Genomic DNA, 24,713 nt, shown 5'->3' on the forward strand with positions numbered 1-24,713 from the left:
ACGACATGCGGTAGGTCTTGAGCATCGAGGACGCGTTAAGTGACGGAAAAGAAGTACCGCGTCAGGTGAAAGAAAATCGGCGCGGCGAAGCAGATCGAATCCATCCTGTCGAGCATTCCGCCGTGCCCCTTGATCATGGTTCCCCAGTCCTTGGCGCTCAGGCTGCGTTTGATCGCCGACATGACCAGCCCACCCAGAAACCCCATCACCACAATGACAAACGACATCAGCAGTGATTGCCAAAAGTTGAAGGGGGTCATCCAGTACATGCAGCCGCCAATCAGCGTGGCTGAGAGGCCGCCACCGACCAAGCCTTCCACGGTTTTTGACGGACTCACCAGCGGCGCTACCTTGTGCTTGCCGAAGAGTTTGCCGAACACGTATTGCAACACGTCGCTCAACTGCACCACGAACACCAGGTAAAACAGCAGCAGCGCGTTCTGGCCCGTGAAACCTTGCAGATCCAGGAGCAAAAGCGCTGGCGCGTGGCTGATGCAATAGATGCAAATCATCACACCCCACTGGATCTTTGCGGTCCTTTCCAGGAAGCCTTCGGTGTCCTGGCTCAGCACTGCAATCGCCGGGAGCAACAAGAATGCGTACACCGGGATCAGCAGCGTGAACATCGAATACCAATGCGTACCGATCAGGATGTATTGCAACGGAATCAGGATGAAAAACGCCGAAAACAACGCGTTATGGTCACCGAGCGTTGTGGGTGTCAGGGTGATGAACTCCCTGAGCGCGAACAGTGAAATAAAGCTGAACAGGACCACCGTCGCGTTACCGCCGAGCAGGTAGGAAACGAAAAAGATGATCACCATCCCCCACCAGGCATTCACTCGCTGATTGAGGTTTTCGATGGTCGAGACAGAGGTTTCTGTTTTGGCCCGTTTGGCCAGTAGCCGACCGCAGAGCGAAGCAATGGCCAGCAAGCAGGCCAGCCCGAAAAAGAACCACAAAAACTTTGCTTCAAGACTCATTTGGACAGCCTCACTATGGCGTCGCGCGCGCGCTCCAGGAACACCTGCTTTTCCTCGCCGGCAATCCTTTCCAGCGGGTTGCCGATGCGGATCGTACAGATGATGGGCAGAGGCACGTGTTTGCCTTTGGGCATGGAGCGATAAAGGTTTTCCAGGTAGACAGGCACCAGATCGACCTCGGGGAAGGTCTCGCCCAGCCGGTAAAGACCCGATTTGAACGCCCCGGGCAGGGCCTGGCTGGATCGAGTGCCTTCTGGAAAAATGATGATCGAGTGGCCGGCCTGCACCACCTCAAAAATGGGTGCCAGCGCGTTTTGACCGGGGGCCGCCTGACGATCGATCAGCACGGCATTCAGCCCTTTCTGCGAGATGTACGACAAAAACCTGTTCTTCCCCCAGTAATCGGCGGCAGCGACCGGCTTCACATTGATCCTGGCTTCGGGCGGCAGCGCAGCAATAATCGCCAGGGTGTCCATATGACTGGTGTGATTGGCAAAGTAGATTTTTTGCCGAGTGAGATCCGGTGGGCTCTCCCACCGGGCCGTGACGCCGATGACGAATCGAAGGACAGAAATCAGCGCATTACTGATCCACATGGCGGGCATCCTTTAGCTGCCTGGACATTGCCAGCGTTCGCGTGACGCAGGTTGCGGCTGATCCGATGGCGATGATGGACAGAGCGATCAACAGCACATAGTGAGTGCCATAAACGCTCGCTTCGATGGCATTCAGCAAAAGCCCCGCCGTCATCACGGCCATCCGGTGTTGCTTGGCCATCGGGCCCATGAAGCTCTGCTGCAGGCCGATGGAGCCGCCAAACACCCGCACATAGGCGGTCAGCGCAGCAGCCAGTGCAGCAAACCAGCCGAGGTCCGGGTAGCCGATGGCATACCCGAGCCCCACGATCAGCAGGCTGTCCGCAATCCGGTCTGGAAACTCGTTGTAGAGACTGCCGATGGCGGATTGCTTGCCGCCCTCCATCGCGACCATCCCGTCGAAGAGATTGCACAGCAGGCGCAACTGAATGCCCACGGCGCAGCAAATCGAGCCCATGACACCGCTATCAATATTCAGCGCCACAGCACCAAAAAGCGCAAAAGCGATGCTGGTGACGGAGATCTGATTGGGGGAAATGTTTTTTTTCACCAGGATGGCGGTAACGCGTTTAGCCCAGCCCGCAGAGCGCGTCTTGATCGGTCTTCTGTTTTCATCCATGTGCCAAAGTCCCTATCAAAGGTGACGTACTGAAGATGCAGTGTAGTGGCGAGTTGAGTGTTCAGTGCAACCCTAACAAGGGAACCCGCGAATTGATGTCAGACGCTTCCTAAAGTGTGCTGATGGACGCTGACAACGCTTGAAGGGTCAGCGCGTTACCCACGGCAAAACCGCCGGCGGTGTTATCGAAAATGCACCAGGTGTCGATGCCTTCGCGGGCCGACGTGTGTACGTGCTCAGCCAGCGCCTGTAGCCGGCTGGGGTCATAGTCGCTGTAGTAAATACGCGGTGAGCCATGCAGGCGCCAGTAATGAATTCCCGACCAGCCGCCCGGAGATCCTCCACCGGGAATCGGCGATGGATCAGCCGCGACCCGACCGATTTTCTGCTCGATCAATAAATCGTCCGCGCTCAGCCAGGACGCGTGCCGAGGCTCAAGCACCACCGCTCCTGCAAAACGTTGGCGTAATGCCTGGAAAAAAGCTGTGGCGATCGCTTCGTCATAGACCAGTGACGGCGGCAACTGAACCAGCAGGCAACCCAACGATTCTCCCAGCGCCGAACACTGAGCAAGAAATTCGTCCAGCAACAGCTCGCAGCCCTGCAATCGCTGCACATGGGTAATGACCTTGGGCACCTTGACCGAAAAACGAAATGACGCTGGCACTGACTGTGTCCAGCGAAAATACGTTTGCGGCCGATGCGGGCGATAAAACGAACTGTTGATTTCGACCGCAGACAGGTGCGACGCATACCGCTGCAAGTGTGTGCCGTGCCCGGTAAACAACGGCCAGTATTCACGCGGCAGGTTCCACCCGGCACAACCCACGTAAATCGCTGACATCTGATTCATTCCCCTTCACGCACACCTTGTAGGAGCTGGCTTGCCAGCGAAGGCGGCCTTATGAGCAACGTCGAATTTGAGGGCCTCTTCGCTGGCAAGCCAGCGCCTACAGGTACGCGATGTGGCTAACGTTTCCCGGACCTGAACGTTGGAGAAAAAGCCTGCGGTGCAAGTTCGTTTTTCTTGAATCTCATGCTAGGTTGTACGACGACCTACAACAACAAGGAAACACCGATGAAAAACGTCAAATTGCTGGTTGGTTTTCTCTGCCTCTTCAGCGGCTACGTCGCGGCCACCCCGGCTTCGGGAGACAAGGACGTTGCGCAAGCTGTTGACCATCTGACCCAAGCCATGCTGCACAAGAACATTTCCCAACTCGAAGCGCTGACCGCCCAGAACCTGACCTACGGGCATTCCAGCGGGAAGATCCAGGACAAGAAAGCGTTCATTGCCGATATCGAAACTGGAGCAAGTGCGTTCAAAACACTCGAGATGCAGAACCAGACCATCACCGTGTCCGGCGATGTCGCGCTGGTCCGCAACCACTTCTCGGCACAAGCCCTCAAGGGCACCGAAGTGATTCCAACCGAAATCGAGAACTTCCAGATTTGGCAAAAACAGAAAGGCAAATGGTTACTGGTAGGACGACAAGCGTTCAAGTTCTGATGGTTGTTTAATGAAGGGGACGCGGTGGTTGAAAAGTCACGGTCCCCTGCTCTCCTCATTTCCATCGCCGATATCAAACAGGCGTTACACGACCGCTTATCTGTGAGTTCGACCACAAGCCAATAAAAACATATTTATATGCTTTAATTGATTTTGTCGAACAATTCCAAAAACAGAGGTGCCGTCATGAACATCAAGATCCTGGCTTTACTGCTGTTGGCTTTCTGCGCTCAACCGGCCTGGAGCCAAACACCTCCCGCCGCCTCCCCGGCTGCCGATAGCGCTGCACTGACCACACGCCTGGCCCTGCGCGATCTGTGGGTCGAGCATATTTTCTGGATCAGAAACTACGCAATCGCTAACCAGGCCGCTGATAAACAGCAAGCAAAAGTCGCCGCCGACCAAGTCGTCGAGAATGCCACGCAAATCGCCAACAGCATCGCTCCGCTCTACGGCCAGCCCGCTGCTGATCAACTGCTCAAGCTGCTTGCCGGTCACTGGGGCGCGGTGAAACACTACAGCGACGCCACAGTCGCCAAAGACGCAAAAGGCAAGCAGGCCGCCGTCGCGGATTTGACCAGTAATGCCAAGGCCATCGCGGCGTTCCTGGCCAAAGCCAACCCCAATCTGCCTGAAGCCACACTGGTGACCATGCTGGCAGCCCACGGCGGCCACCATGTCGCCCAGGTCGATGAACTCGCCGCCCACGATTACGCCGGCGAAGCACGTACCTGGCAGATGATGCGCAGCCACATCGTGGCGCTGGCGGACGCGCTGACGGCCGCACTGGTCAAGCAATTCCCGGACAAGTTCTGATACCGCGCGAGGGCACACCATGCTTGAAGGATTGGGCCGTACACAGCAGGACCTGCTCAATGCGCTGCTGTACCACGCGAGTGGCATGAGCATTGACGAGTTGGCTGACCATCTTTCGGTGACACGCACCGCGATTCGCCAGCATCTGGCGGCTCTGGAGCGCGACGGATTGGTGCTGCGCGGCGAAACCCGGCCTACGGGTCGGCGACCCGAGCAGCTGTATCGGCTCACCGACCATGGGAAGGAGCAGTTTCCCCGCCAGTATCAGATGCTGGCCAGTGTGCTGATCGAAGAAGTGGCCGACATCATCGGCCCCGAGGCCCTGGCTTCATTGATGCGCAGCATGGGCCGCAAACTGGCCCAGGACCGTGAACCCCGGGTCGTGGACGAAGCCAGGATCGTGCATCACATGAACCAGGCGGGATACGAAGCCGAAGTGTTTTTTCGTTCATCCGACGACAAGGAAATCGTCGCGCACAACTGCGTTTTTCACCGCCTGGCCGCGGCCCACCCGGTCGTTTGCGAGTTGGACCTGGCTTTGATCGGGGCGTTGGGTGGTGGTGATGTCGACCACACGGAATGCATGGTAAGGGGCGGCAATGTCTGCCGTTTCAAACTCCTGCCAGTCGTAAAAACGGCCACCGAGCCTGATAACTCTTTGCCTTCTGCTCATACAAATCCGGCTGGTGATTGAGCGGGTTGATACGCAACAGCCCTGCTTCGACATCACCCAAACCGTAAGGCGCATACACCTCGCCGGTCACTACATCCAGGCCGATACACGTCCCCGCAACCAAGTACCGATCAATGCCATCCCTTGCTGACAGGAGCTTGGGATACGCCCGGCCAAATCGCTGCCCGTACCAAAGGTGAACCCGCGCCTGGTTCTTGATTTCAATGTTCACATCGAGGTCGTGAAAGAGGCTGCGTGCGGCAATGATCACTTCGTTCTCGGCCTCCCACGACTCGTCTTCATCAAAGTAAAAAACGTCGTAGTCCTTGATGCCCCAATCCGTGGGACGGCCGGACTGATGATTCCAGACCGCCTGAAAAAGACAGCCCGCCGTCAACAGACATTGGTTCAGGCCAAGCGAAGGCAAGCGCCGGACCAGCTCGGCGTTGACCGGGTTGGTCATGGCGATCTCGGTTAGCGTTTCGGCCGTTAATGTCATGCTCTCTCCTTGAGGGGGTGTTTGCGACGGATCCCACCCTACCGGCGATCCAGGGCCCACCACAAGTCGCTGCTCGCGAATGCGCCTATTCAGTCAGATCAATGTTGAATCTGCCGGCGTCTTCGCGAGCAAGCTCTGCTCCTACAGGTGATGTTCGGTCAGGTGTTGGTTTTCAGTTTGGTCCACAGACGAGTGCTCAACCGTGCGATAGCGGCGGGCAGGTCTTCGACGGTAAACAGCTTGTCCATCACGTTTTTCGGCGGGTAAATCGCCAGGTCCTGCTTCACCGACGGCGTCACAAACTCATCCGCGGCGCTGTTGGGGTTGGCGTAATGGATGCTGTTGCTGATGTTGGCGATGACCTGAGGGTTCAACAGGTAATTCATGTACGCGTAAGCATTCTTCTCATGCGGCGCGCTCTTGGGCATGACCACCATATCGAGCCAAAGGGTCGATCCCTCGTCAGGAATCGAATAGGCGATTTCGATGCCGTTCTTGGCTTCCTTGGCGCTGGCGGCGGCTTGCACGATGTCGCCGTTGAAGCCGATCACCGCGCAGACATTGCCATTCGCCAGATCGCTGATGTACTTGGAGGCGTGAAAATATTGGACGTAAGGTCTGATTTTCAACAGCGCCTGCTCGGCTTTCTTATAGTCCGCTGGCTCATGGCTATGGGGCGGCAGTCCGAGGTAATTGAGGGTGATCGGCAGGATCTGCGTCGGGTTATCGATAATCGCCACGCCGCACTCACTCAGCTTCTTGATGTTGTTCTCATCAAAAAACAGGCTCCAGGAATGGGTGACATCGGTGTTGCCGAAGATCGCTTTGATTTTTTCGACGTTGTAGCCAATCCCCGCCGTGCCCCACATGTACGGATAGCCGTACTGGTTGCCGGGATCATTGACCTCGAGTTTTTTCAGCAACGCCGGGTCAAGGTTTTTCCAGTTGGGCAACTGGCTTTTATCCAGCTTCTGAATCGCCCCTGCCTTGATCAACCGGGACAGAAAATGGTTCGACGGACTGACCACGTCATAACCGGTATTGCCCGTCATCAGTTTTGATTCGAGGACTTCGTTGCTGTCATGAATGTCGTACGTCGCCTTGATCCCCGTTTCCTTGGTGAAATTGGTCAAGGTATCGTCGGCAATGTAGCCGTTCCAGTTGGAAATATTGACGACTTCGTCCGCGTAACCGACTGCCGAAAACGACGCGAGCAAGACCATCAGGGAAAGTTTATTGGCGTGCATGTTCAATCACCTTTTTAGGAGCTTTTATTCTTTTGGGGCTTTTTCTTTTGAGGGTTTTTAGATTTCTGTTCTGGCCCTGACCGCCTCCACGCGCATTCGAAGCATGGCACCGATATCGAGCAAGGGTTTGGGCGGGAGCCAGCCCGGCTGGGCTCTGTGCATCACCGAACGCAAGATGGGCGAACTGGCGCCCGAGGCCATTTCAGCCAGCAGGCGCCCCCAAAGGGTGCCGCGCGCGACGCCCGAACCGTTGCACCCGGCCACGGCAAACAGGCCCTCTTCGACTTTGGCAAAATATGGTTGTCCGGTGCGCGAGGCGCTCAAGTGGCCGGTCCAGGTGTACTGAATATCCTGCTCGGTCAGTGACGGAAAACGCCGCTGCAAACCCAGCACGTGGTGTTGGCGACGGAGCAAAAGCTCACTGTTGGTCAGATCCTTGGAGCGGTATTCCGCGGTGTTGCGGATCATCACACGACGATCCGGGGTCAGCCGTACCGTGGCACCCAGCGGCCGGGTGGACAGCACGCCCCACGGTTCCACACTGCCAATGGCCTTGAATTCCTCATCGCTGAGCGGCCGCGTCAGGCTGGCGCTGAGTTCCATAGGGAAGGTGCCGCTGTCATCGATTCCCGCACGCGGAATGAACGCGTTCAGGCACACCAACACTTGCTTCGCCTCAATGCATCCATCAATGCCGTTTGCGCGAATACGCCCCTTGTCCAAGCGTTCCAGGCCGGTGATCTCGGTGTTTTCATAAAGGGTCACGCCGTCCGGCAGCGCATTGAGCAGGCCCTTCACGTATTTCGCCGGTTGCAGCAATGCGTTGCCATTGCCGCACCAAATCGCGGCCCGGTAATGCCGGGTTCCGAGTTTCTCGATCAGCTGTTCACCTTGCAGAAAGTGCGCAGACGCCCCGACGGCTTTGAGCGTCGCCAGTTTTTCCTCAACATGCGTCAGCTTGGCCGGGTCGCTGACCGCAAAGAAATACCCGGAATCGCGCCAGTCGCACTCGATGCCGTGCCGTGCAATGCGTTGACGCACCTCGTCGCTGGCCGCGCGTGAAATCGAGGTATCCACTTCATAACCGGCGAAGCCCGCATGGCCCAGAAGCTCATCGGTGGCCGGATGTTCATGACCCACCACGAACCCTGAATTGCGCGCCGAGGCACCTTGTGCCGCACGCTGCCGGTCGACGACCACGATGCGTGCCTGAGGGTGCATTTCCGCCAGCGAATGTGCGGCGGACAGGCCAGTGATACCGGCACCGATGACCAGCCAATCGGCTGTTTGCCTGCCGCTCAGGCGATCACGAACGGGCGCACTGCCCGCCTGCGCAATCCAGCCACATACGTTTTCCATGGGTCACCTCATTTGACTGTCGTTCCGCGAGCCGCCTCACCCCCTGTAGGAGCTGCCGAAGGCTGCGATCTTTTGATTTTCGTTTCTAAAATCAAGATCAAAAGATCGCAGCCTTCGGCAGCTCCTACAGGTTCAACCACATGCATTAATTGCATGAGTAGTTTGAGATGACGGTCGCTAGAGCTAGAATCTATAAGGTATGTGGTGTTACAACCAACGTTATAAAATCATCGAGCTATTCTGAAAACGCATGGATAAAATCCGTCACGTCCCGTCTCTCCAGGCTATGCAGGCCTTGGTGGAAGTCGCTGATTCGGGCAGCTTCACCCAGGCTGCGCAAAAGCTCTGCCTGACCCAAAGCGCAGTGAGCCGGCAAATCCAGCAATTGGAGAGTCACTTCGGCGTACCGCTGTTCGTCAGGAGCAGTCGCAGTATTCGACTGACCCCGGAGGGCGAACAGGTGCTTGCCAGCGCGCGCACTATCCTTGAGCAATTGAAGGCACTCGAGGATCGGCTTAACCCGCAGAATCGCCCTTTTCGCATTCGCATGCATGTGTCGCTGGCGGTTCGTTGGTTGCTGCCCAAGCTGAGCGATTTCTACCGGCGTCACCCGGAGATTTCCCTGGCGATCGAAACCGTGGCGACGGAAATCGTCGAGCCGGCCAGCGACAGTGACGCCTACATTCTTTATCTGCCCGAGCCGTCCAGTGATCCGGTCTGCCTGACCTTGTTCGAGGAAGCGCTGGTGCCGGTATGCGCCCCGGGCCTGGCCAGTTCAACCCGGCCATTGGCGTCCGTGGACGACCTCACAGGTTTCGCGCTGCTCCATCGCTCGGCGGACATGCAAGCCTGGATAGACTGGCTGGCCGCCAATGACGGCAGGTCGCTGGACGACTACCGACACATCCCCTTCAACCTTGACGAACTGGCACTCGATGCCGCGGCGCGCGGCTTGGGGGTGGCCGTGACCGACTTGACCCTGGCCGAGGAATCCATCGATCGCGGCGTGCTCGTCGTCCCGTTCGGCCAGCCCCTGAAGACTGGCGGAGTCTATTCGCTGTGCCCGCAACCCTCGGCCACCTCGCACCCGGCGTGTGCGCTGATCCTGCAATGGTTTGCCGACCAGGCCGCCACAAATCACCTGTAGCCGCTGGCGAAGCCTGCGTTCGGCTCTGTAGCAGCTGTCGAGCTTGCGAGGCTGCGTTCGGCTCTGTAGCAGCTGTCGAGCTTGCGAGGCTGCGTTCGGCTATGTAGCAGCTGTCGAGCTTGCGAGGCTGCGTTCGGCTGCGCAGCAGCTGTCGAGCTTGCGAGGCTGCGTTCGGCTCTGTAGCAGCTGTCGAGCTTGCGAGGCTGCGTTCGGCTGCGCAGCAGTCGTGAACTCAGGCAATGCGGTGTATCAGGAAAACCGCGTGTTCAGGGTTCACGACTGCTACGCAGCCGAACGCAGCCTCGCAAGCTCGACAGCTGCTACAGAGCCGGATGCAGGCTGTGCCAGCTGCTACACGGGTCGTGTTTTGGCTACTATGTTCCGCCGCCTACCCCTTCTATCGCCTTGGCAAAAGCGACGCCGGCCTCGCGAACCAACTTGCGCCATTCAGCGCTGTTAATCAGGCCTGTACGCTCCATCTCATCGGCGGCTTTCAACAGTTCGTCGTACTGCTCTTCAGCATCCATGCGGATTTTTGGCTCTTTCAGGAGCTGATACCAGGCAGCCAAAGCCTGCTCTTTTTGATCATCCGTCATGGCCAGACTTCCAAAGGATTGTGCTCATTTGGAAGGTCCGCGTTGTATAGCCGTTCCTCGGCTCCGACGTACGGCGATGATTACAAACATGTCATCGAGATGTCAGCGTAGCCAGCACCCTCGCTTCATACAGTGAAGTCGTCAGTCACCCATACCGGGTGACACGCCACCTACTGATGATGACAAGGGTCGACACCATGAAACCACTCAGCAAACTCTGCCTGATCGCCGCCAGCCTGTTCATGTTGGGCAGCGGTTCCGCCATGGCCAGCGACATCGCACCGGTCAAGGCCAACAACGTCGTGCTGGTGCACGGTTCCTGGGCCGATGGTTCCAGTTGGTCGGAGGTGATTTCGCGGTTGCAGGCTGCCGGGCTGCACGTTACCGCCGTGCAAAACCCATTGACCTCAGTCGCCGACGACGTCGCCGCCACCAAGCGTGTACTCAACCAACAGGACGGCCCGACCGTGCTGGTCGGCCACTCTTACGCCGGCACCGTGGTCAGTGAAGCCGGGGTCAATCCGAAAGTCAGCTCGCTGGTTTACGTCGCGGCACGGGCGCCGGATGCAGGCGAAGACTTCGTCGCGCTGTCGGCCAAATACCCGACCATGCCCGTGCGCGCCGGCACCGAAGAACACGACGGTTTTATCAGCCTGAAGCAAGACGCTTTCCTCAAATACTTCGCCAGTGACGTGCCTCACGACAAGGCGATGGAACTGTTCGCCGTCCAGCAACCGATCGCCAAAACCCTGTTCACCGACCGCACGACAGCAGCGGCCTGGCACTCCAAGCCGACCTGGTACGCGGTCTCCAGCCTCGACCAGACGATCAACCCGGACCTGGAACGCTTCCTCGCCAAGCGCATGGGCGCGACCACCATCGAGTTGCCGTCGAGCCACTTGTCCCTTGTCTCCCACTCCAGGGAAATCGCCGACCTGATCCTCGAAGCCGCCGGTCGCCAGCCATAACGCCCGCGCCGTTTCATTACAAACTTGTCATTGAACTGTTGGTCGGCTGTCCGGATCGCCTGGTTAACCTGAACTCACTGCCAGGCAACACCTTCCGGCAGCCCACCGCCCCAGATTGGAGAACATCATCATGAAACTGTTAATCCTCGGTTTTGCAGCCCTCCTCGCCACCGGTTCGGCGTTTGCCGATACCCCGGCCGCAGCCCCCATCATCCACGACAAAACCGGTTTCTTCGTCCACCTCGACGTCGCCAAAGAACTGTCCAGTACCGACATCTCACAAGCCTGTGGCATCGTCCCAGCACGGTTCAATTACCTCGACCACCAGGGTCGCGAGCATCAGCTGGATTACCAGGTCCAGGGCATGGGTTGCATCAATGATCATTGATTCGGCAACTGTACTTGCAACTGATCGGGCTACACTGGCGCCAAAGGGCTGAGGCAACTATCCATGAACATCCTCGTAGTCGAAGACGAACCCAAGGCAGGCAACTACCTGCTCAATGGCCTACAGGAACTCGGGTACAGCGTCAGCCTGGCGCGCGATGGGGTCGATGGCTTGCACCTGGCCCTGGAGCATGATTTCGACGTCATCGTGCTGGACGTGATGATGCCGAAAATGGACGGCTGGGAAGTCCTGCGCCGCTTGCGCAAGGAGGCTGACACGCCGGTGCTGTTCCTCACCGCGCGCGATGACATTGCTGACCGCATCAAGGGCCTGGAACTGGGCGCCGACGATTACCTGATCAAGCCCTTTTCCTTCGCCGAACTGGTCGCGCGCCTGCGCACCCTGACCCGCCGTGGTCCCACCCGCGAAGAAGAACAACTGCAAGTCGACGACCTGCAGATCGACGTGCTCAAACGCCGCATCACCCGCGCCGGCGTGCGGATCACCCTGACCAACAAGGAGTTCGCCCTGCTGCACCTGTTCGCCACGCATCAGGGCGAGGTGCTGTCGCGCTCGATGATCGCGTCACGGGTCTGGGACATGAATTTCGACAGTGACACCAACGTCGTCGATGTCGCGGTGCGCCGACTGCGGCTGAAAATCGACGACCCGTTCCAGCTCAAGTTGATTCACAGCGTGCGCGGCATCGGCTACCGCTTCGATACGCAACCATGAGCGTACGCCTTCGCCACTCTTTAACACTGCGTCTGGCACTGGTATTTGCCCTGCTGGCCTTTGTCTCGCTGGCCCTGTTGGGCGTGGCGCTGTACCGCGATCTGGAACGCGAGCTGATCCGCCGCGACGACGCCGCCCTGGTCAACCGCATCGATCAACTGCGCACGTTCCTCAACGACAGCAATACCCTGGACCTGATCAAAACCAAACCGGCGCTGTTCCAGAACATGCTTGGCAACCGCGAGGCCCTGTTGACCATCGGCGCGCCTGGTCAACAACCGTTGCTGGTGGTCAATCCCGGCAACCTCGACATGCCGTCGCTGGCACCGGTGTCGATGGACCATCCGTTGAGCCTGGCCGACGTGCAGCATTACCCGAGTGTGGACGGCGTGCCCTTCGCGGCACTGGCGGCGACCATCGATTCCGGCGATCTGGGCAGCTTGCAAGTGGTCACCGGGCGCCTGATGACCGAGCGCACCGCGGTGCTCGCCAGCTATCGCCTTAATGTGTACCTGTTCGCCAGCGTCGCGGCGATTCTGCTGGCGCTGTCCGGTTATCTGCTGGTGCATCGCGGCCTGCTGCCCCTGCGGCGCCTGGCCAGCCATGCCCATGGCATCGGCGTCGGCAACCTCAGCGAACGCCTCGACAGCCAGGGCGCGCCACGGGAATTGCTGCCGATGATCGAGGCATTCAACGCGATGCTCGACCGGCTGGGCAAGGGCTTCGTGCAGCTCGGTCAGGTCTCGACCGATATGGCCCATGAGTTGCGCACGCCGATCAACAACCTGCTCGGCGAAACCCAGGTCGCCCTCCAGCAAAACCGCAGCATCGAGGCCTACCAGCAACTGCTCGCCTCCAATGTCGAGGAGCTCGAACGCCTGGCGCGGATGCTCGACAACATGCTGTTCCTGGCCCGGACCGATCCGGCCAGCGCACTTAGCCAACGCCAGGAACTGGATGCCGCCGACGAAATGGAACGGATGGCCGACTATTTCGAGGGGCCGGCGGCGGACGTCGGAATCAACATTGATGCACAGGGCAGCGGCGTGATTTGGGCCGAACCGATGCTGCTGCGCCGCGCCCTGGCCAACCTGTGCGCCAACGCCATCAAATACGGCGCGCCCGATTCAGAGCTGTTCATTCGCGCCACGCCCTCGGCTGACGGCATCCGGCTGATCGTGCGCAACCACGGCCAGACTATCCCCGCCGAACACTTGCCGAGATTGTTCGAGCGCTTCTACCGCGTCGATGAATCCCGCGAACGCTCGGCCCATTCCAATGGCCTGGGGCTGTCGATCGTGGCGACGATTATGCAGCTGCATAACGGCGCTTACAGCGTCAGTAGCAGCGAGGGGATGACCTGTTTTGAATTGTTCTTTCCGGCGCGGCGGTTGGATGAATAAGATCGGGATGGGGGGCATATCCATTTCTGCGTTTGGCCTCTGGGAACCCCCCGCCCCTGTAGGAGCTGGCTTGCCAGCGAAGGCCACGAATACGCCACATTTATCCTGTTAAAACGCGTCATCGTTAACGACCTTCGCTGGCAAGCCAGCTCATACAGTCGCTGTAAAAGCCTGAAACCCGGTAACGGGCTTCAGGCTTTTTGTCATTGAGACCAGAAGGCAACTTCAGCTGTGAGTCACCGCAGCCTGCGAATGCCCGGCTGAAACCGGCTCCGGAGCGGGTTCGTCGTCCAGCTTGATAAACATCGCCAGCACCGGCCCCAGCAACACCACGGCAATCGAAGCACCAAACGCCACCGACCAGTTATTGCCGGTGATATCCAGCAACCAGCCGATCACCACCGGCGACACTGCGCCCGCCAGGGCCATGCCGGTGAAGGTGCAAGCACTGGAGGTTGCCGAGTGCTCGTGAGACACCTCGGTGCCGATGACCCAGAGCGGCGAGTCCGCCAGTTCCGAGCAGAAGAACGAGAAGCTCAAACCACAGGCGCAGATGATCAGGTCGTGGGTGAACATCAGCGGAATCAAGCCAATGATCGAGGCCAGGAAGCCGAAGATGATCAGGTCGCGACGTGAGCGCAGGCGGTTGCCGGGGACTTTGAAGCGCCAGTCCGAGAGCATGCCGCCGACCGCGGGGCCGACGGTCCCGCCGAGCAGTACGAAGGTCGAAAACATCGCGGTGTGGGTCAGGTCCATGCCGTAACGCTGGGTGAAGAACGACGGTATCCAGTTGAGGAAAAACCACAACACCCAACCATGGCAAAAACAGGTGGCAGCGGCTGGCCAGACTTTACGCAGCATCTGCGGCCAGTTGACCGGTTTGGCCTTCACCGGCGGCAGCGGCACAGCGGCGGTTGCTTCGACCAGTTTTTTCGATTCGCTGAGGCTGAAATACATGACGAACATGTAGATCAGCGTCACCACGCCGAGGATGACGAAGGTCAGGCGCCACGAGAACTGGATGATCATGAACGTCACGATCAACGGCGCGAGTGCGTTGGCCAGGCGCCCTGACGCATGCATCATGCCCTGGGCCGTGCCGCGCTGGGTAATGGGAATGGCGCGGGCAATCATGCGCGCCGCTGTCGGGTAGATAGGCGCTTCGCCGATGCCCACCACGAAACGAGCAATCACCAGCACCACCAGGCCACTGACCAGACCGGTTGCGATGGTCGCCACCGACCAGATGATGCCGTACAGCAGCATCGCCTTGCGCGAGCCGATGCGGTCACTGAACCAGCCGCCAGGAATCATGAAGCAGCTGTAGGCGATGGCGAAGGCGGAGAACATCATGCCCAGGTTGGTGTTGCTGAACCCCAGTTCCTTGCTGATCGTCGGCGCGGCGACGGCCAGGTTGGTGCGGTCCACGTACATGATGAAAGCCATGACGCAAAGCAACACGAAGGTCAGTGTCGCCCGGCGCTTTTGCGCAAGCGTTGTCGGAATCATTTTTTCCACCTTTTTTTATAGTTGTAGTGGGCAGGCGGTCATCCCGGACCGCCTGTCGTTGTGTTACTTGAAGAAGCCCTGCAGCACCTCGTAGGTTTCGTCCGGGCATTCTTCCTGCAGGTAATGCCCCGAGGGTACGGTGGCGGTCTGCACGATGTTAGTGGCGTAGCGGCTCCAGATTTCGGCGGCGTTGTGGTTGCGGCCGACGCCGCCCTTGGCGCCCCAGAGAATCAGTGCCGGGTTGTCGATCCGCCGGCCCGCGTCGAAGTCAGCGGTGTCCATGTCGAGGTCGATGCCAAAGGTCGCGCGATAGTCCTCGCACATGGCGTGGGTGGTGGCCGGGTTCTTGATGCAGCGGATGTAATCGGCCAGCGCTTCGGGCCCGAAGAAACTGGTGCCCTGGTCGGTCTTCGACAGTTTGCGCCGGATGAAAAACTCAGGATCGGCGTCCATCATGTGCTCGGGTGTCGGGGCGTCCTGGGTCATGAAGAACCAGTGCCAGGAGAATTTGCCCCACTGGCGTGTGACGTTGTTGAGCAAATAATGCTGCGGCAGCATGTCGACGAAAGCGGCTTTGAGCACCGTGTCGCCATGGTCCAGGCACATGCGATGCAGGACCCGCGCCCCCCGGTCATGGCCGGCGGCATAAAACTGGTTGAAGCCCAACGACTGCATGACTTCGACCTGGTCCTGGGCCATGGCGCGGAATGAATAATCCGAGTGATCGCCGCCACCCTCAGGCTTGGAGCTGTCGCCGTAACCGCGCAAGTCGGTGCAGACCACGGTAAAGTCCTTGGCCAGGCGCGGCGCGATCTTGTGCCAGGACAGGTGATTGAACGGGTTGCCGTGCATCAGCAGCAAGGGCGGGCCTTCGCCACCGACGACGGTGACAATCTCGGCACCACTGGTTTTGGTGATGGTTTTGGTGAAGTTTTCGAACATAGCATTAGCCTCGATGTTGGTGCCTGGGCCTGACCGTTCTGACTGTTTTGAAGGTGCAGCGCCCTTCTCTTTCAATTCACCCGCGCTTAGCGTTTGAGCTTGCGTGCAGCGGCGTTATCGGTTGCCACGCGGAACGCCGCGGCCATGGCGCCGACGTCGGCGATGCCTTTGCCGACAATGTCGTAAGCCACGCCATGGGCCGGGGTGGCATAAACGGTCTTGAGGCCACCGGTGAGGGTGACGCCCGACGAGAAGCCCAGCAGCTTGGTCGCGATCTGGCCCTGGTCGTGGTACATGATCACCACCGCATCGAAATCGCCGTTGCGCGCCTTGATGAATACCGTGTCCGAAGGGAACGGCCCTTCGCAGGCCAGGCCTTTGAGGCGCAAGGCTTCGAGGGTCGGGCGAATGATCGTGATCTCTTCGTCACCGAACAGACCGTTCTCGCCGCCATGGGGATTGAGTGCCGCGACGCCAATGCGCGGGGCGTTGTTGCCCAGTGCACGCAAGGTGTCGTGCGCCAGTTGCAGGGCGCCTTCGATGCGATCCGGTTGCACCATGTCGACCGCCTTGCGCAGCGCCACGTGGGAGGTCACGCGGAAGGTCGAAAACTGCGGGATGATGTTCACTTCACCGAAGTAACCAACGTGCTCGGTCCAGGCGGCAAACATCTGGTGTTCGTCGTGGTAGTTCCAGCCGCCCCGGTGCAGGCCGGCCTTGTTGAGGGGCGCGAAGCAGATACCATCCAGCTCGCCGGCCAGGGCCATGTCCGTCATGATCTTCAAGGTTTCGCCGGTCAGGCGACCCGACTCCGCGTTGACCACGCCGCGTTCATACAACGCCGGATCCACGTTGTGTAAATCGATCAAGGGCACGGCGGCCTGGGAATGGTCGGCCTCGCCGAGGCGCTCGATCTTCTGGTAAGGGATACGCAAACCGGCGTCGCGCATGCCCAGTTCGAGCACACGCTCGTCCCCAATGATCACTACATCCGCCCGCTCACGTGCCTCGGGTGTCGACAACAGCTTGACGACTAACTCAGGGCCAATGCCGGTGACATCGCCCAGCATAAGTCCAATCAGGGGTTTCATCAGTTTTTCTCCTGTCCAATCAAGGCGTGTCTTTATTGTTATCGGTCGAGCAGGCCTGGGCCGACTCTTGGGTGTAACCGCTGTGGACATCCTAGGCCGACGGGGTGGGCCTTCAAGGTGTAAAACGTGGGGCGGGCATTCACAGACTGTGGTTTGAGGACACAAAAAAGCCGAAGCCCCTGAGGGCTTCGGCTGTTTTTTAACGGTCACGGCGAGGAAAACTGTAGGAGCGAGCTTGCTCGCAATGAACCTGAGGGCGACGCGTTTTTCCAGTCAACACGCGTAATCGTTAACGTCCATCGCGAGCGAGCTCGCTCCTACAGAGATTGGTATTACCCTGCCAGGGCCTGTTTCAATGGCACTGGCGCCTGAGGCGTGCGCAGCGTCCACAGCAGATAGACGCCCACCAGCCCGGCGGCCGAGAGTGCCAACATCCCCGCTCGCGGATCGGTGAACCAGACTTCCATATTGGCCTTGAGCATCGGCGCGACAAAGCCACCGATATTGCCCATCGAACCAATCAACGCAATCCCGCCGGCCGCCGCGACCCCGCCGAGGTAGCTCGTCGGCAGTGTCCAGAACAACGGTTGCACGGTGACGAAGCCGGCGGCGGCGAAGCAGAACGCCAACAGCACCGGCGCGAAGCTGTTGAGCAACGCCGAGGCGGCAATCCCCAACGCGGCCATGCCCAACATGCACATCGCCATCTTCAAGTGCGCCGCATGCCGGTCGGCATAACGCGTCACGAAATACATGGCGACGGCGGCGCACAGCCATGGCAACGAAATGAACATGCCCACTTCCAGGCCGACCTTGGTCCCCAGCAGTTCGGCGATTCGCGTCGGCAGGTAAAAGATCACCCCGTACACACTGACCTGAACGCTGAAGTAGATCAGGATGAACTTCAGCACGCGCTTGTTGCGAACCAGACCCAGCAGGCTCTTCGGTCCATGGGCGAGTTTGAGCTTGTCTTCCGCCTCGAGCTCCTGGGTCAGGGCCGCTTTCTCCTCACGGGTCAGCCAGTTGGCTTCCTGCGGCTTACTCTTGAGGTAGAACAGCGCAATGATGCCCACCACGACAGCCGCCAGGCCTTCGACCAGGAACATCCATTGCCAGTTGGTCAGGTTGAACATGCCATGCATTTCCAGCAACCAGCCGGACAACGGGCTGCCGAGCATCAAGGCCAATGGCAAGCCGAAGTAGTAGATGCCGATGGCCTGGCCGCGACGCTGCGCCGGAAACCAGTAGGTCAGGTACAGGATCACACCCGGGGAGAAGCCCGCTTCGGCCACGCCGAGCAGAAAGCGCAGCACGTAAAACGTGGTTTCATCGCGGGTGAACATCATGGCGGCAGACACCAGCCCCCACGTGATCATGATCCGGCTCAGCCAGACCCGTGCGCCGACCCGGTGCAACATGAGGTTGCTGGGCACTTCGAAGATCGCATAACCAATGAAGAAAATGCCTGCGCCGAGGGCGAACGCGGCGTTGCTCAAACCGATGTCGGTTTGCAGCGCCGCCTTGGCGAACCCGACGTTGGAGCGGTCAATCATCGCCAGGGCGAACATCAAGGCGAGAAACGGCAACAGCTTCCAGCGACACTTGGCGATGGCGCTTTCGATAGCGGCCGCGTGATCCGATCTTGTTTTATTTTTGCTCATCATTCGTGTGCCTTGTTATTAGAGGTGCAGCAACCACTGTGTTTTATCTGCCCGCAATTTCCGGCCGGTCAATCAGTGGATAGACTTACCGGCCACCAGACCGCGAGCGGCCAGGTTGCCCATCAATGCCCGCAGGCCAAACGTCCAGGGTGTCGCTTCATTGCTGTAAGTGACGCGGTTGTGCAGAGCGCCCAGCAGCGGGCTGCCGATGCTGACGCTGTCGCCCTGTTTGTGGGTGAAACCACTGCCCGGCTCTTCACGATCCTGAGTCGGGGCGAACAAGGTGCCGAGGAACAGCATGAAACCGTCCGGGTACTGGTGATCGCTGCCCACGGTCTGGGCCACCAATTCCAGCGGATCGCGACTGATCTTCTCCATCGAACTGCTGCCACGCAGGACGAAACCGTCATCGCCTTCGACGTCCAGGTCGACCACGCAGCGGCGCACATCATCCAGGGAAAAGCTTTCGTCGAACAGGCGAATGAACGGGCCGATCGAGCACGAGGCGTTGTTGTCCTTGGCCTTGCTCAGCAGCAAGGCGCTACGGCCTTCGAAGTCGCGCAGATTAACGTCATTGCCCAGGGTGGCGCCGTGAATCTGACCACGGCTGCTCACCGCCAGGACGATTTCCGGCTCGGGGTTGTTCCATTTCGACTTGGGATGAATACCGACTTCATTGCCGCTGCCGACGGACGCGAGGACCGGGGCCTTGGTGAAGATCTCGGCATCCGGGCCGATGCCCACTTCCAGGTACTGCGACCACAAGCCCTGCTCGATCAACACAGCCTTGAGCCGCGCCGCTTCGGTCGAACCGGGTTTGATCGCGCTCAGGTTGTCGCCGATCGCCGACTTGACCAGGCTGCGAACGCTCTCGGCCTTGACCGCATCGCCACCCGCCTGCTCTTCAATCACGCGCTCGATCATGCTCGAGGCGAAGGTCACGCCAGCGGCCTTGATCACTTGCAGGTCAACCGGTGGCAGCAGGTACGCTTGGGCGGGATCGGAGTCCGGTCCGGTGTTGGCCAACAGGGCTTCAGTGGTGCAGATGTAGCGACCGCGAGCGTTGCGAACCTCCTCCAGCGGCGATGCACTTTCCAGCAGATCGCTCAACGTCGCAAAGTCTTCGGACAGATCAAACACGCCATCGGCGCGCAGCACCACCGGCGATGGGCCTGCGGTTTTCCCCGGCACCCAGGCACGACCAATCAGGGTTCCTTGCAAGCCATCATTCGGGAGGGTGTTTTCACAGGTCAATTTCAGAGTGGGCATAAGGAGATCCAGATCAATTCAGTGACGTTCGGGCAAAAACTAGTGGACTTGATTGATAAATCCCAATGACATATTTTCAGCATTTGATATCGTTTCGTTATCAACCAGATTGAGCGCCTCATGGAAAACGACGAGATTTCATTCGCCAGTGTCAGCAAGTGGCTCAAGATCAAGCACCTGATGCTGGTCGATACGCTGGCCCGGACCCGCAACATGCACACCACCGCCGAGCTGATGAACCTGACCCAGCCCGCCATCAGCAAGATGCTGCGCGACATCGAGCTGTTGTTTGGATTCCCCTTGTTCGAACGGCAAACCCGCAACATGGCGCTCACTGAACTGGGTGAGTTTGTCGTGCGCTATGCGCGGATGACGCTGGACGACACGCAGTCCTTCGTCGATCAGCTGAATAAGCTGCGCAAGGGTGGCCATGGTCATTTGAAGGTCGGCGCGATTTTCGCCGCGACCTCGGTGGTGCTGCCCGAGGCCATCACCCGGATCAAGCTGGACCGCCCGATGCTGTCCATCGAAGTGATCGAGCAAACCAGTAATCAACTGCTGGAAATGCTCGAGCACAAAAAGCTCGACCTGATCATTGCCCGCTTCACCGATGAGCGTTATCAGCAACCGTTCGAATTTCGTGCGCTGGGGCCCGAGCCTTATTGCCTGGTGGTCAACAGCCGCCATCCCCTCGCGCAGTTCGACGAGGTGGCGATCGAACAACTCAGCGACTGGCCGTGGGTCATGTACCCGTTCAATGCGCCCATCCGTCGGCGGATGGAAAGCGCCTTCAACGAATTCAACATGCGCACGCCCACCAACACCGTTGAAACCATCTCGATGCCGACCTTCCTGCAACTCCTGCAGTCGGGGCCAATGCTCGCGTTTCTGCCCGAATCCATGGTCCAGTCGCAGGTCCAGATTGGCTTGCTCAAAGTGCTCAACACGCCGTTCAAGGTCGAGCCACAGGACTACGGCATCATCACCCGCAAGGACGAACCCCTGAGCGAAGCGGCCCGTGAATTTGCCGATATCCTGCTGGCGTTCGCCAGGCTGCGACGCGAAGCGCTTTGACAACCATTTCAAGTGAGTTAATGGCTGATCAATGAGGAAAGGTTATCGATCAATCCAAAGGTCTCATTAGGCATCAGCGTCCGGGGGCTCTTATAGTGGGGCCACAAAAGGTATGGCGCGGCCCGTGTGCCAGCGACCTCCCACGCTTGATAGCCAGAGAGTTTCCGATGGAATTGATCATGAAAACCGGCGCAGCCGCCGTCCTGCGCCTCAATCCTCTGGACGATGTGTTGATCGCCCGCCGACCGTTGTTGTCGGGTGAAGTCCTTGAACAAGACGGCGTGACCGTCCGCCAGCCCGTCCCCGCCGGCCACAAGATCGCCTCGCGCCGTGTCGAAGCGGGCCAACCCTTGCGTCGTTACGGGCAGATCATCGGGTTTGCCACCGAGGTGATCGAAGCCGGTGACCACGTGCATGTGCACAACCTGGCCATGGGCGATTTCGCCCGCGACTACGCCTTCAGCCACGATGTGAAACCTGAGCAGCCGTTAAACGACGAGCCTGTGTTTATGGGCATCGTGCGTCCGGATGGTCGTGTGGCGACGCGCAATTACATCGGCATCCTGACCTCCGTGAACTGCTCGGCTACCGTGGCCCGTGCCATCGCCGACCACTTCCGCCGCGATATCAACCCGGCCGCGCTACTGGCGTACCCCGAAGTCGATGGCGTGGTCGCCCTGACCCATTCCGCCGGTTGCGCCATGGACTCCGGAGGCGAAGGCCTGGCCCTTTTGCGCCGAACATTGGCCGGTTACGCCACCCATGCCAACTTCGCGGCCGTGCTGGTGATCGGACTGGGCTGCGAAACCAACCAGATCGAAGGGTTGCTCAGTACCCAGGGTCTGAGCAGGAGCAATACCCTGCGCACCTTCAGCATTCAGGACAGCGGCGGCACCTCTAAAGCCATTGCCAGCGGCATTGCCCAGGTCAAGGAATTGCTTGAGGAGGCCAACCAGGTCAAGCGCGAACCGGTGAGTGCCAAGCATCTGGTGATTGGCCTGCAATGCGGCGGTTCGGACGGTTATTCCGGGATCACCGCCAACCCTGCACTGGGGAATGCCGTGGACCGTCTGGTCGCCTGCGGCGGTACGGCAATCCTTTCGGAAACGCCGGAAATCTATGGTGCCGAACACCTGTTGACCCGCCGCGCCGTTGACCGCGCCGTGGGCGAAAAACTCGTCGCGCGGATTCACTGGTGGGAAGCGTATTGCGAACGCATGGGCGCCGAATTGAACAACAACCCGTCGGCCGGCAACAAGGTCGGTGGCTTGACCACCATCCTCGAAAAGTCGCTGGGCGCCGTCGCCAAGGCAGGCTCGAGCAACCTGGTCGATGTGTACGAATATGCGCAGCAGGTCAGCGCGAAAGGCCTGGTGTTCATGGACACCCCCGGCTACGACCCGGTGTCGGCCACGGGCCAGGTGGCCGGTGGCGCCAACCTGATTGCCTTCACCACGGGACGCGGCTCTGCCTACGGTTGTGCGCCCTCCCCGTCGATCAAACTGGCAACCAACACCGCGTTGTGGAATCGCCAACGCGAGGACATGGATATCAATTGCGGCGAGATCGCCGAAGACACCATGACCATTGAAGAATGCGGTGAAGCCATCTTCAACCTCATGCTGCGCATCGCTTCGGGCGAACGCAGCATGAGCGAACAGCACGGGTACGGCCAGAACGAATTCGTGCCCTGGCAGATCGGCGCTGTCACCTGAATCGACGGCCTCTCCTCACCTCCCCCGACATCCCCGTAAAGGGGATGCGAACCTCTCTTTCTGGAGCCAGAAATGTCTACGATTACCGGCCACAACTACATCGGCGGCCAGCGCAGCGCTGCCGGCACTGTCATCGTCAAAAGCGTTGATGCCAGCACGGGCGATCAGCTGCCTTACAGTTTCCATCAAGCCACCCTTGAAGAGGTCAACCGTGCGGCCAAGGCTGCCGCTGGCGCCTATCCGGCCTACCGCAGCCTGAGCGCCGCCAAACGTGCCGAGTTCCTCGACGCTATCGCCGATGAACTGGATTTGCTCGGTGATGACTTCGTCGCGCTGGTCTGCCGCGAAACCGCATTGCCCGCTGCACGGATTCAAGGCGAGCGTGGCCGCACCAGTGGCCAGATGCGCCTGTTCGCCAAGGTGCTGCGTCGCGGTGACTTTTATGGTGCGCGCATCGATCAGGCACTGCCGGAGCGCAAACCGCTGCCGCGTCCGGACCTGCGCCAGTACCGCATCGGTCTCGGGCCGGTTGCGGTGTTTGGCGCGAGCAACTTTCCCCTGGCGTTCTCGACGGCCGGCGGCGACACCGCTTCGGCATTGGCGGCCGGCTGCCCGGTGGTGTTCAAGGCGCACAGCGGCCACATGGCCACGGCTGAACACGTGGCCGATGCAATCATCCGCGCCGCGGAAAAAACCGGCATGCCCGCCGGTGTCTTCAATATGATCTACGGCGGCGGGGTTGGCGAAGCGCTGGTCAAGCATCCGTCGATTCAGGCAGTGGGTTTCACCGGTTCGCTCAAGGGCGGTCGCGCATTGTGCGACATGGCGGCGGCGCGTCCACAGCCGATCCCGGTGTTCGCCGAGATGTCGAGCATCAACCCGGTGATCGTCTTGCCGCAGGCACTTGAAGCTCGGGCAGAAAGCGTGGCTCGTGACCTGACGGCTTCGGTGGTTCAGGGCTGCGGTCAGTTCTGCACCAATCCGGGCCTGGTCATCGGCATTCGTTCGCCGCAGTTCAGCGCGTTCGTGCAGCAGGTGGCGGGCTTTATCGGTGATCAACCGGCGCAGACCATGCTCAATGCCGGAACGTTGAGCAGCTATGGCAAAGGCTTGCAAAAACTCCTGGCGCACCCTGGCATCGAGCATTTGGCCGGCGCGGCGCAACAGGGCAATCAGGCCCAGCCGCAACTGTTCAAAGCTGATGTAAGCCTGCTGATCGATGGCGATGAAGTGCTGCAAGAGGAAGTGTTCGGCCCGACCACGGTGTTTGTCGAAGTGGCGGATCAGGCGCAACTCAGTGCCGCGCTGAACGGCCTGCACGGGCAGCTGACGGCGACGATCATTGGCGAACCGGCGGACTTTGCGCAGTTCGCAGAGCTGACGGCGTTGCTGGAACAAAAGGTTGGGCGGATCCTGCTCAATGGTTATCCGACCGGCGTGGAAGTCTGCGATTCAATGGTGCATGGCGGACCGTATCCGGCGACTTCCGATGCGCGCGGCACGTCGGTGGGCACCCTGGCGATTGATCGTTTCCTGCGGCCGGTGTGTTTCCAGAACTACCCGGACAACCTGCTGCCGGAACCATTGAAAAACGCCAATCCACTGAACATCCAACGCCTGGTGGACGGCCAACCGTCCCGTGATGCGCTCTAACGGTCAACCACAACCCCTGTAGGAGCTGAGCTCGCTCGCGAAGACGGTGTATCAGTCACATAGATGTTGAATGTGCTGCCGTCTTCGCGAGCAAACTCGCTCCCACATTTTGATCACTGTCGCTCACACATTCTGTACTCACTCACACACCGCCTGTAGGAGCCGAGCTTGCTCGCGAAAGCGGTATATCAGTCACATAGATGTTGAATGTGCTGCCGTCTTCGCGAGCAAGCTCGGCTCCTACAGGGGCTCTCTGTCGT

At 59.4% G+C, this 24,713-nt stretch carries 24 protein-coding genes; 11 read left to right on the forward strand and 13 right to left on the reverse strand.

Going from position 1 to position 24,713, the window contains the following annotated elements; genetic code table 11:
- Positions 1-35: 35 nt before the first annotated feature.
- The 4 genes from AEQ67_RS03990 to AEQ67_RS04005 all read right to left on the reverse strand — a co-directional run bounded on the left by AEQ67_RS03990 (position 36) and on the right by AEQ67_RS04005 (position 3,051).
- Entirely contained in the window at positions 36-983 is a 948-nt protein-coding gene (locus AEQ67_RS03990) for a phosphatidate cytidylyltransferase (protein ID WP_059402595.1), read from the reverse strand.
- Positions 980-1,579 (reverse strand): lysophospholipid acyltransferase family protein, encoded by a 600-nt coding sequence (locus AEQ67_RS03995; RefSeq protein WP_059402596.1) that lies wholly within the window; start codon positions 1,577-1,579, stop codon positions 980-982. The genes AEQ67_RS03990 and AEQ67_RS03995 overlap by 4 nt, the downstream gene beginning before the upstream one ends.
- Complete coding sequence (locus tag AEQ67_RS04000) at positions 1,566-2,198, reverse strand: CDP-alcohol phosphatidyltransferase family protein (RefSeq protein WP_059402597.1); 633 nt, start codon at positions 2,196-2,198, stop codon at positions 1,566-1,568. The genes AEQ67_RS03995 and AEQ67_RS04000 overlap by 14 nt, the downstream gene beginning before the upstream one ends.
- A 109-nt stretch (positions 2,199-2,307) precedes the next feature.
- A complete protein-coding gene (locus AEQ67_RS04005; protein WP_059402598.1) occupies positions 2,308-3,051 on the reverse strand; it encodes a DUF72 domain-containing protein in 744 nt (247 codons plus the stop codon).
- 225 nt (positions 3,052-3,276) lie between these two features.
- Between AEQ67_RS04005 and AEQ67_RS04010 the strand changes: the two genes are divergently transcribed.
- The 3 genes from AEQ67_RS04010 to AEQ67_RS04020 all read left to right on the forward strand — a co-directional run bounded on the left by AEQ67_RS04010 (position 3,277) and on the right by AEQ67_RS04020 (position 5,218).
- Positions 3,277-3,708: a nuclear transport factor 2 family protein gene (locus tag AEQ67_RS04010; RefSeq protein ID WP_059402599.1), complete on the forward strand. Its 432-nt coding sequence runs from the start codon at positions 3,277-3,279 to the stop codon at positions 3,706-3,708.
- Positions 3,709-3,894: 186 nt separating this feature from the next.
- The gene (locus tag AEQ67_RS04015) at positions 3,895-4,524 is read left to right on the forward strand and encodes a hypothetical protein (protein ID WP_059402600.1); all 630 of its coding nucleotides are present in this window, start codon (positions 3,895-3,897) and stop codon (positions 4,522-4,524) included.
- Between the two features lie 19 nt (positions 4,525-4,543).
- A complete protein-coding gene (locus tag AEQ67_RS04020) occupies positions 4,544-5,218 on the forward strand; it encodes a helix-turn-helix transcriptional regulator (RefSeq protein ID WP_059402601.1) in 675 nt (224 codons plus the stop codon).
- Here the strand turns inward: AEQ67_RS04020 and AEQ67_RS33545 are convergent.
- From AEQ67_RS33545 to AEQ67_RS04035, 3 genes are all read right to left on the reverse strand, one after another.
- Positions 5,136-5,696: a nucleotidyltransferase family protein gene (locus tag AEQ67_RS33545; protein ID WP_082377775.1), complete on the reverse strand. Its 561-nt coding sequence runs from the start codon at positions 5,694-5,696 to the stop codon at positions 5,136-5,138. The genes AEQ67_RS04020 and AEQ67_RS33545 overlap by 83 nt on opposite strands.
- 158 nt (positions 5,697-5,854) lie before the next feature.
- Positions 5,855-6,943 (reverse strand): polyamine ABC transporter substrate-binding protein, encoded by a 1,089-nt coding sequence (locus AEQ67_RS04030; protein WP_059402603.1) that lies wholly within the window; start codon positions 6,941-6,943, stop codon positions 5,855-5,857.
- 57 nt (positions 6,944-7,000) lie between these two features.
- Positions 7,001-8,302, reverse strand: coding sequence for an NAD(P)/FAD-dependent oxidoreductase (locus AEQ67_RS04035; RefSeq protein ID WP_059402604.1), 1,302 nt, complete (start codon positions 8,300-8,302; stop codon positions 7,001-7,003).
- 250 nt (positions 8,303-8,552) lie between these two features.
- Here AEQ67_RS04035 and AEQ67_RS04040 point away from each other — a divergent pair, with 250 nt between their 5' ends.
- Positions 8,553-9,449 (forward strand): LysR family transcriptional regulator, encoded by an 897-nt coding sequence (locus AEQ67_RS04040; protein WP_059402605.1) that lies wholly within the window; start codon positions 8,553-8,555, stop codon positions 9,447-9,449.
- A 374-nt stretch (positions 9,450-9,823) separates the two neighbouring features.
- Here the strand turns inward: AEQ67_RS04040 and AEQ67_RS04045 are convergent, their stop codons facing one another.
- Positions 9,824-10,045, reverse strand: coding sequence for a hypothetical protein (locus tag AEQ67_RS04045; protein ID WP_059402606.1), 222 nt, complete (start codon positions 10,043-10,045; stop codon positions 9,824-9,826).
- Between the two features lie 197 nt (positions 10,046-10,242).
- Here AEQ67_RS04045 and AEQ67_RS04050 point away from each other — a divergent pair, with 197 nt between their 5' ends.
- The 4 genes from AEQ67_RS04050 to AEQ67_RS04065 all read left to right on the forward strand — a co-directional run bounded on the left by AEQ67_RS04050 (position 10,243) and on the right by AEQ67_RS04065 (position 13,539).
- A complete protein-coding gene (locus AEQ67_RS04050) occupies positions 10,243-11,013 on the forward strand; it encodes an alpha/beta hydrolase (RefSeq protein ID WP_059402607.1) in 771 nt (256 codons plus the stop codon).
- Between the two features lie 130 nt (positions 11,014-11,143).
- Positions 11,144-11,401: a DUF2790 domain-containing protein gene (locus tag AEQ67_RS04055; protein WP_059402608.1), complete on the forward strand. Its 258-nt coding sequence runs from the start codon at positions 11,144-11,146 to the stop codon at positions 11,399-11,401.
- A 63-nt stretch (positions 11,402-11,464) separates the two neighbouring features.
- A complete protein-coding gene (locus AEQ67_RS04060) occupies positions 11,465-12,136 on the forward strand; it encodes a heavy metal response regulator transcription factor (protein ID WP_059402609.1) in 672 nt (223 codons plus the stop codon).
- On the forward strand, positions 12,133-13,539 hold the full coding sequence (locus AEQ67_RS04065; protein ID WP_059402610.1) for a heavy metal sensor histidine kinase: 1,407 nt from the start codon (positions 12,133-12,135) through the stop codon (positions 13,537-13,539). The genes AEQ67_RS04060 and AEQ67_RS04065 overlap by 4 nt, the downstream gene beginning before the upstream one ends.
- A 225-nt stretch (positions 13,540-13,764) precedes the next feature.
- Here the strand turns inward: AEQ67_RS04065 and AEQ67_RS04070 are convergent, their stop codons facing one another.
- The 5 genes from AEQ67_RS04070 to AEQ67_RS04090 form a co-directional block, all read right to left on the reverse strand.
- Complete coding sequence (locus AEQ67_RS04070; protein ID WP_059402611.1) at positions 13,765-15,048, reverse strand: MFS transporter; 1,284 nt, start codon at positions 15,046-15,048, stop codon at positions 13,765-13,767.
- A 63-nt stretch (positions 15,049-15,111) separates the two neighbouring features.
- Positions 15,112-15,990: an alpha/beta fold hydrolase gene (locus AEQ67_RS04075; protein WP_059402612.1), complete on the reverse strand. Its 879-nt coding sequence runs from the start codon at positions 15,988-15,990 to the stop codon at positions 15,112-15,114.
- An 86-nt stretch (positions 15,991-16,076) separates the two neighbouring features.
- The gene (locus tag AEQ67_RS04080; RefSeq protein ID WP_059402613.1) at positions 16,077-17,081 is read right to left on the reverse strand and encodes a PdxA family dehydrogenase; all 1,005 of its coding nucleotides are present in this window, start codon (positions 17,079-17,081) and stop codon (positions 16,077-16,079) included.
- Positions 17,082-17,413: 332 nt separating this feature from the next.
- Positions 17,414-18,742: an MFS transporter gene (locus AEQ67_RS04085; RefSeq protein ID WP_059402614.1), complete on the reverse strand. Its 1,329-nt coding sequence runs from the start codon at positions 18,740-18,742 to the stop codon at positions 17,414-17,416.
- A gap of 72 nt (positions 18,743-18,814) precedes the next feature.
- The gene (locus AEQ67_RS04090; RefSeq protein WP_059402615.1) at positions 18,815-20,011 is read right to left on the reverse strand and encodes a fumarylacetoacetate hydrolase family protein; all 1,197 of its coding nucleotides are present in this window, start codon (positions 20,009-20,011) and stop codon (positions 18,815-18,817) included.
- A gap of 120 nt (positions 20,012-20,131) precedes the next feature.
- Here AEQ67_RS04090 and AEQ67_RS04095 point away from each other — a divergent pair, with 120 nt between their 5' ends.
- The 3 genes from AEQ67_RS04095 (at position 20,132) to AEQ67_RS04105 (ending at position 24,453) form a co-directional block, all read left to right on the forward strand.
- Positions 20,132-21,085: a LysR family transcriptional regulator gene (locus AEQ67_RS04095; protein WP_059402616.1), complete on the forward strand. Its 954-nt coding sequence runs from the start codon at positions 20,132-20,134 to the stop codon at positions 21,083-21,085.
- A 167-nt stretch (positions 21,086-21,252) separates the two neighbouring features.
- Positions 21,253-22,800 carry a UxaA family hydrolase gene (locus AEQ67_RS04100; protein WP_059402617.1) on the forward strand — a complete coding sequence of 516 codons (1,548 nt, stop codon included), beginning with the start codon at positions 21,253-21,255 and terminating at the stop codon, positions 22,798-22,800.
- A gap of 72 nt (positions 22,801-22,872) precedes the next feature.
- The gene (locus AEQ67_RS04105) at positions 22,873-24,453 is read left to right on the forward strand and encodes an aldehyde dehydrogenase (NADP(+)) (protein ID WP_059402618.1); all 1,581 of its coding nucleotides are present in this window, start codon (positions 22,873-22,875) and stop codon (positions 24,451-24,453) included.
- Positions 24,454-24,713 lie beyond the last annotated feature (260 nt).

The sequence above is a fragment of the Pseudomonas sp. RIT-PI-q genome, from assembly GCF_001297125.1.
Classification (GTDB): domain Bacteria; phylum Pseudomonadota; class Gammaproteobacteria; order Pseudomonadales; family Pseudomonadaceae; genus Aquipseudomonas.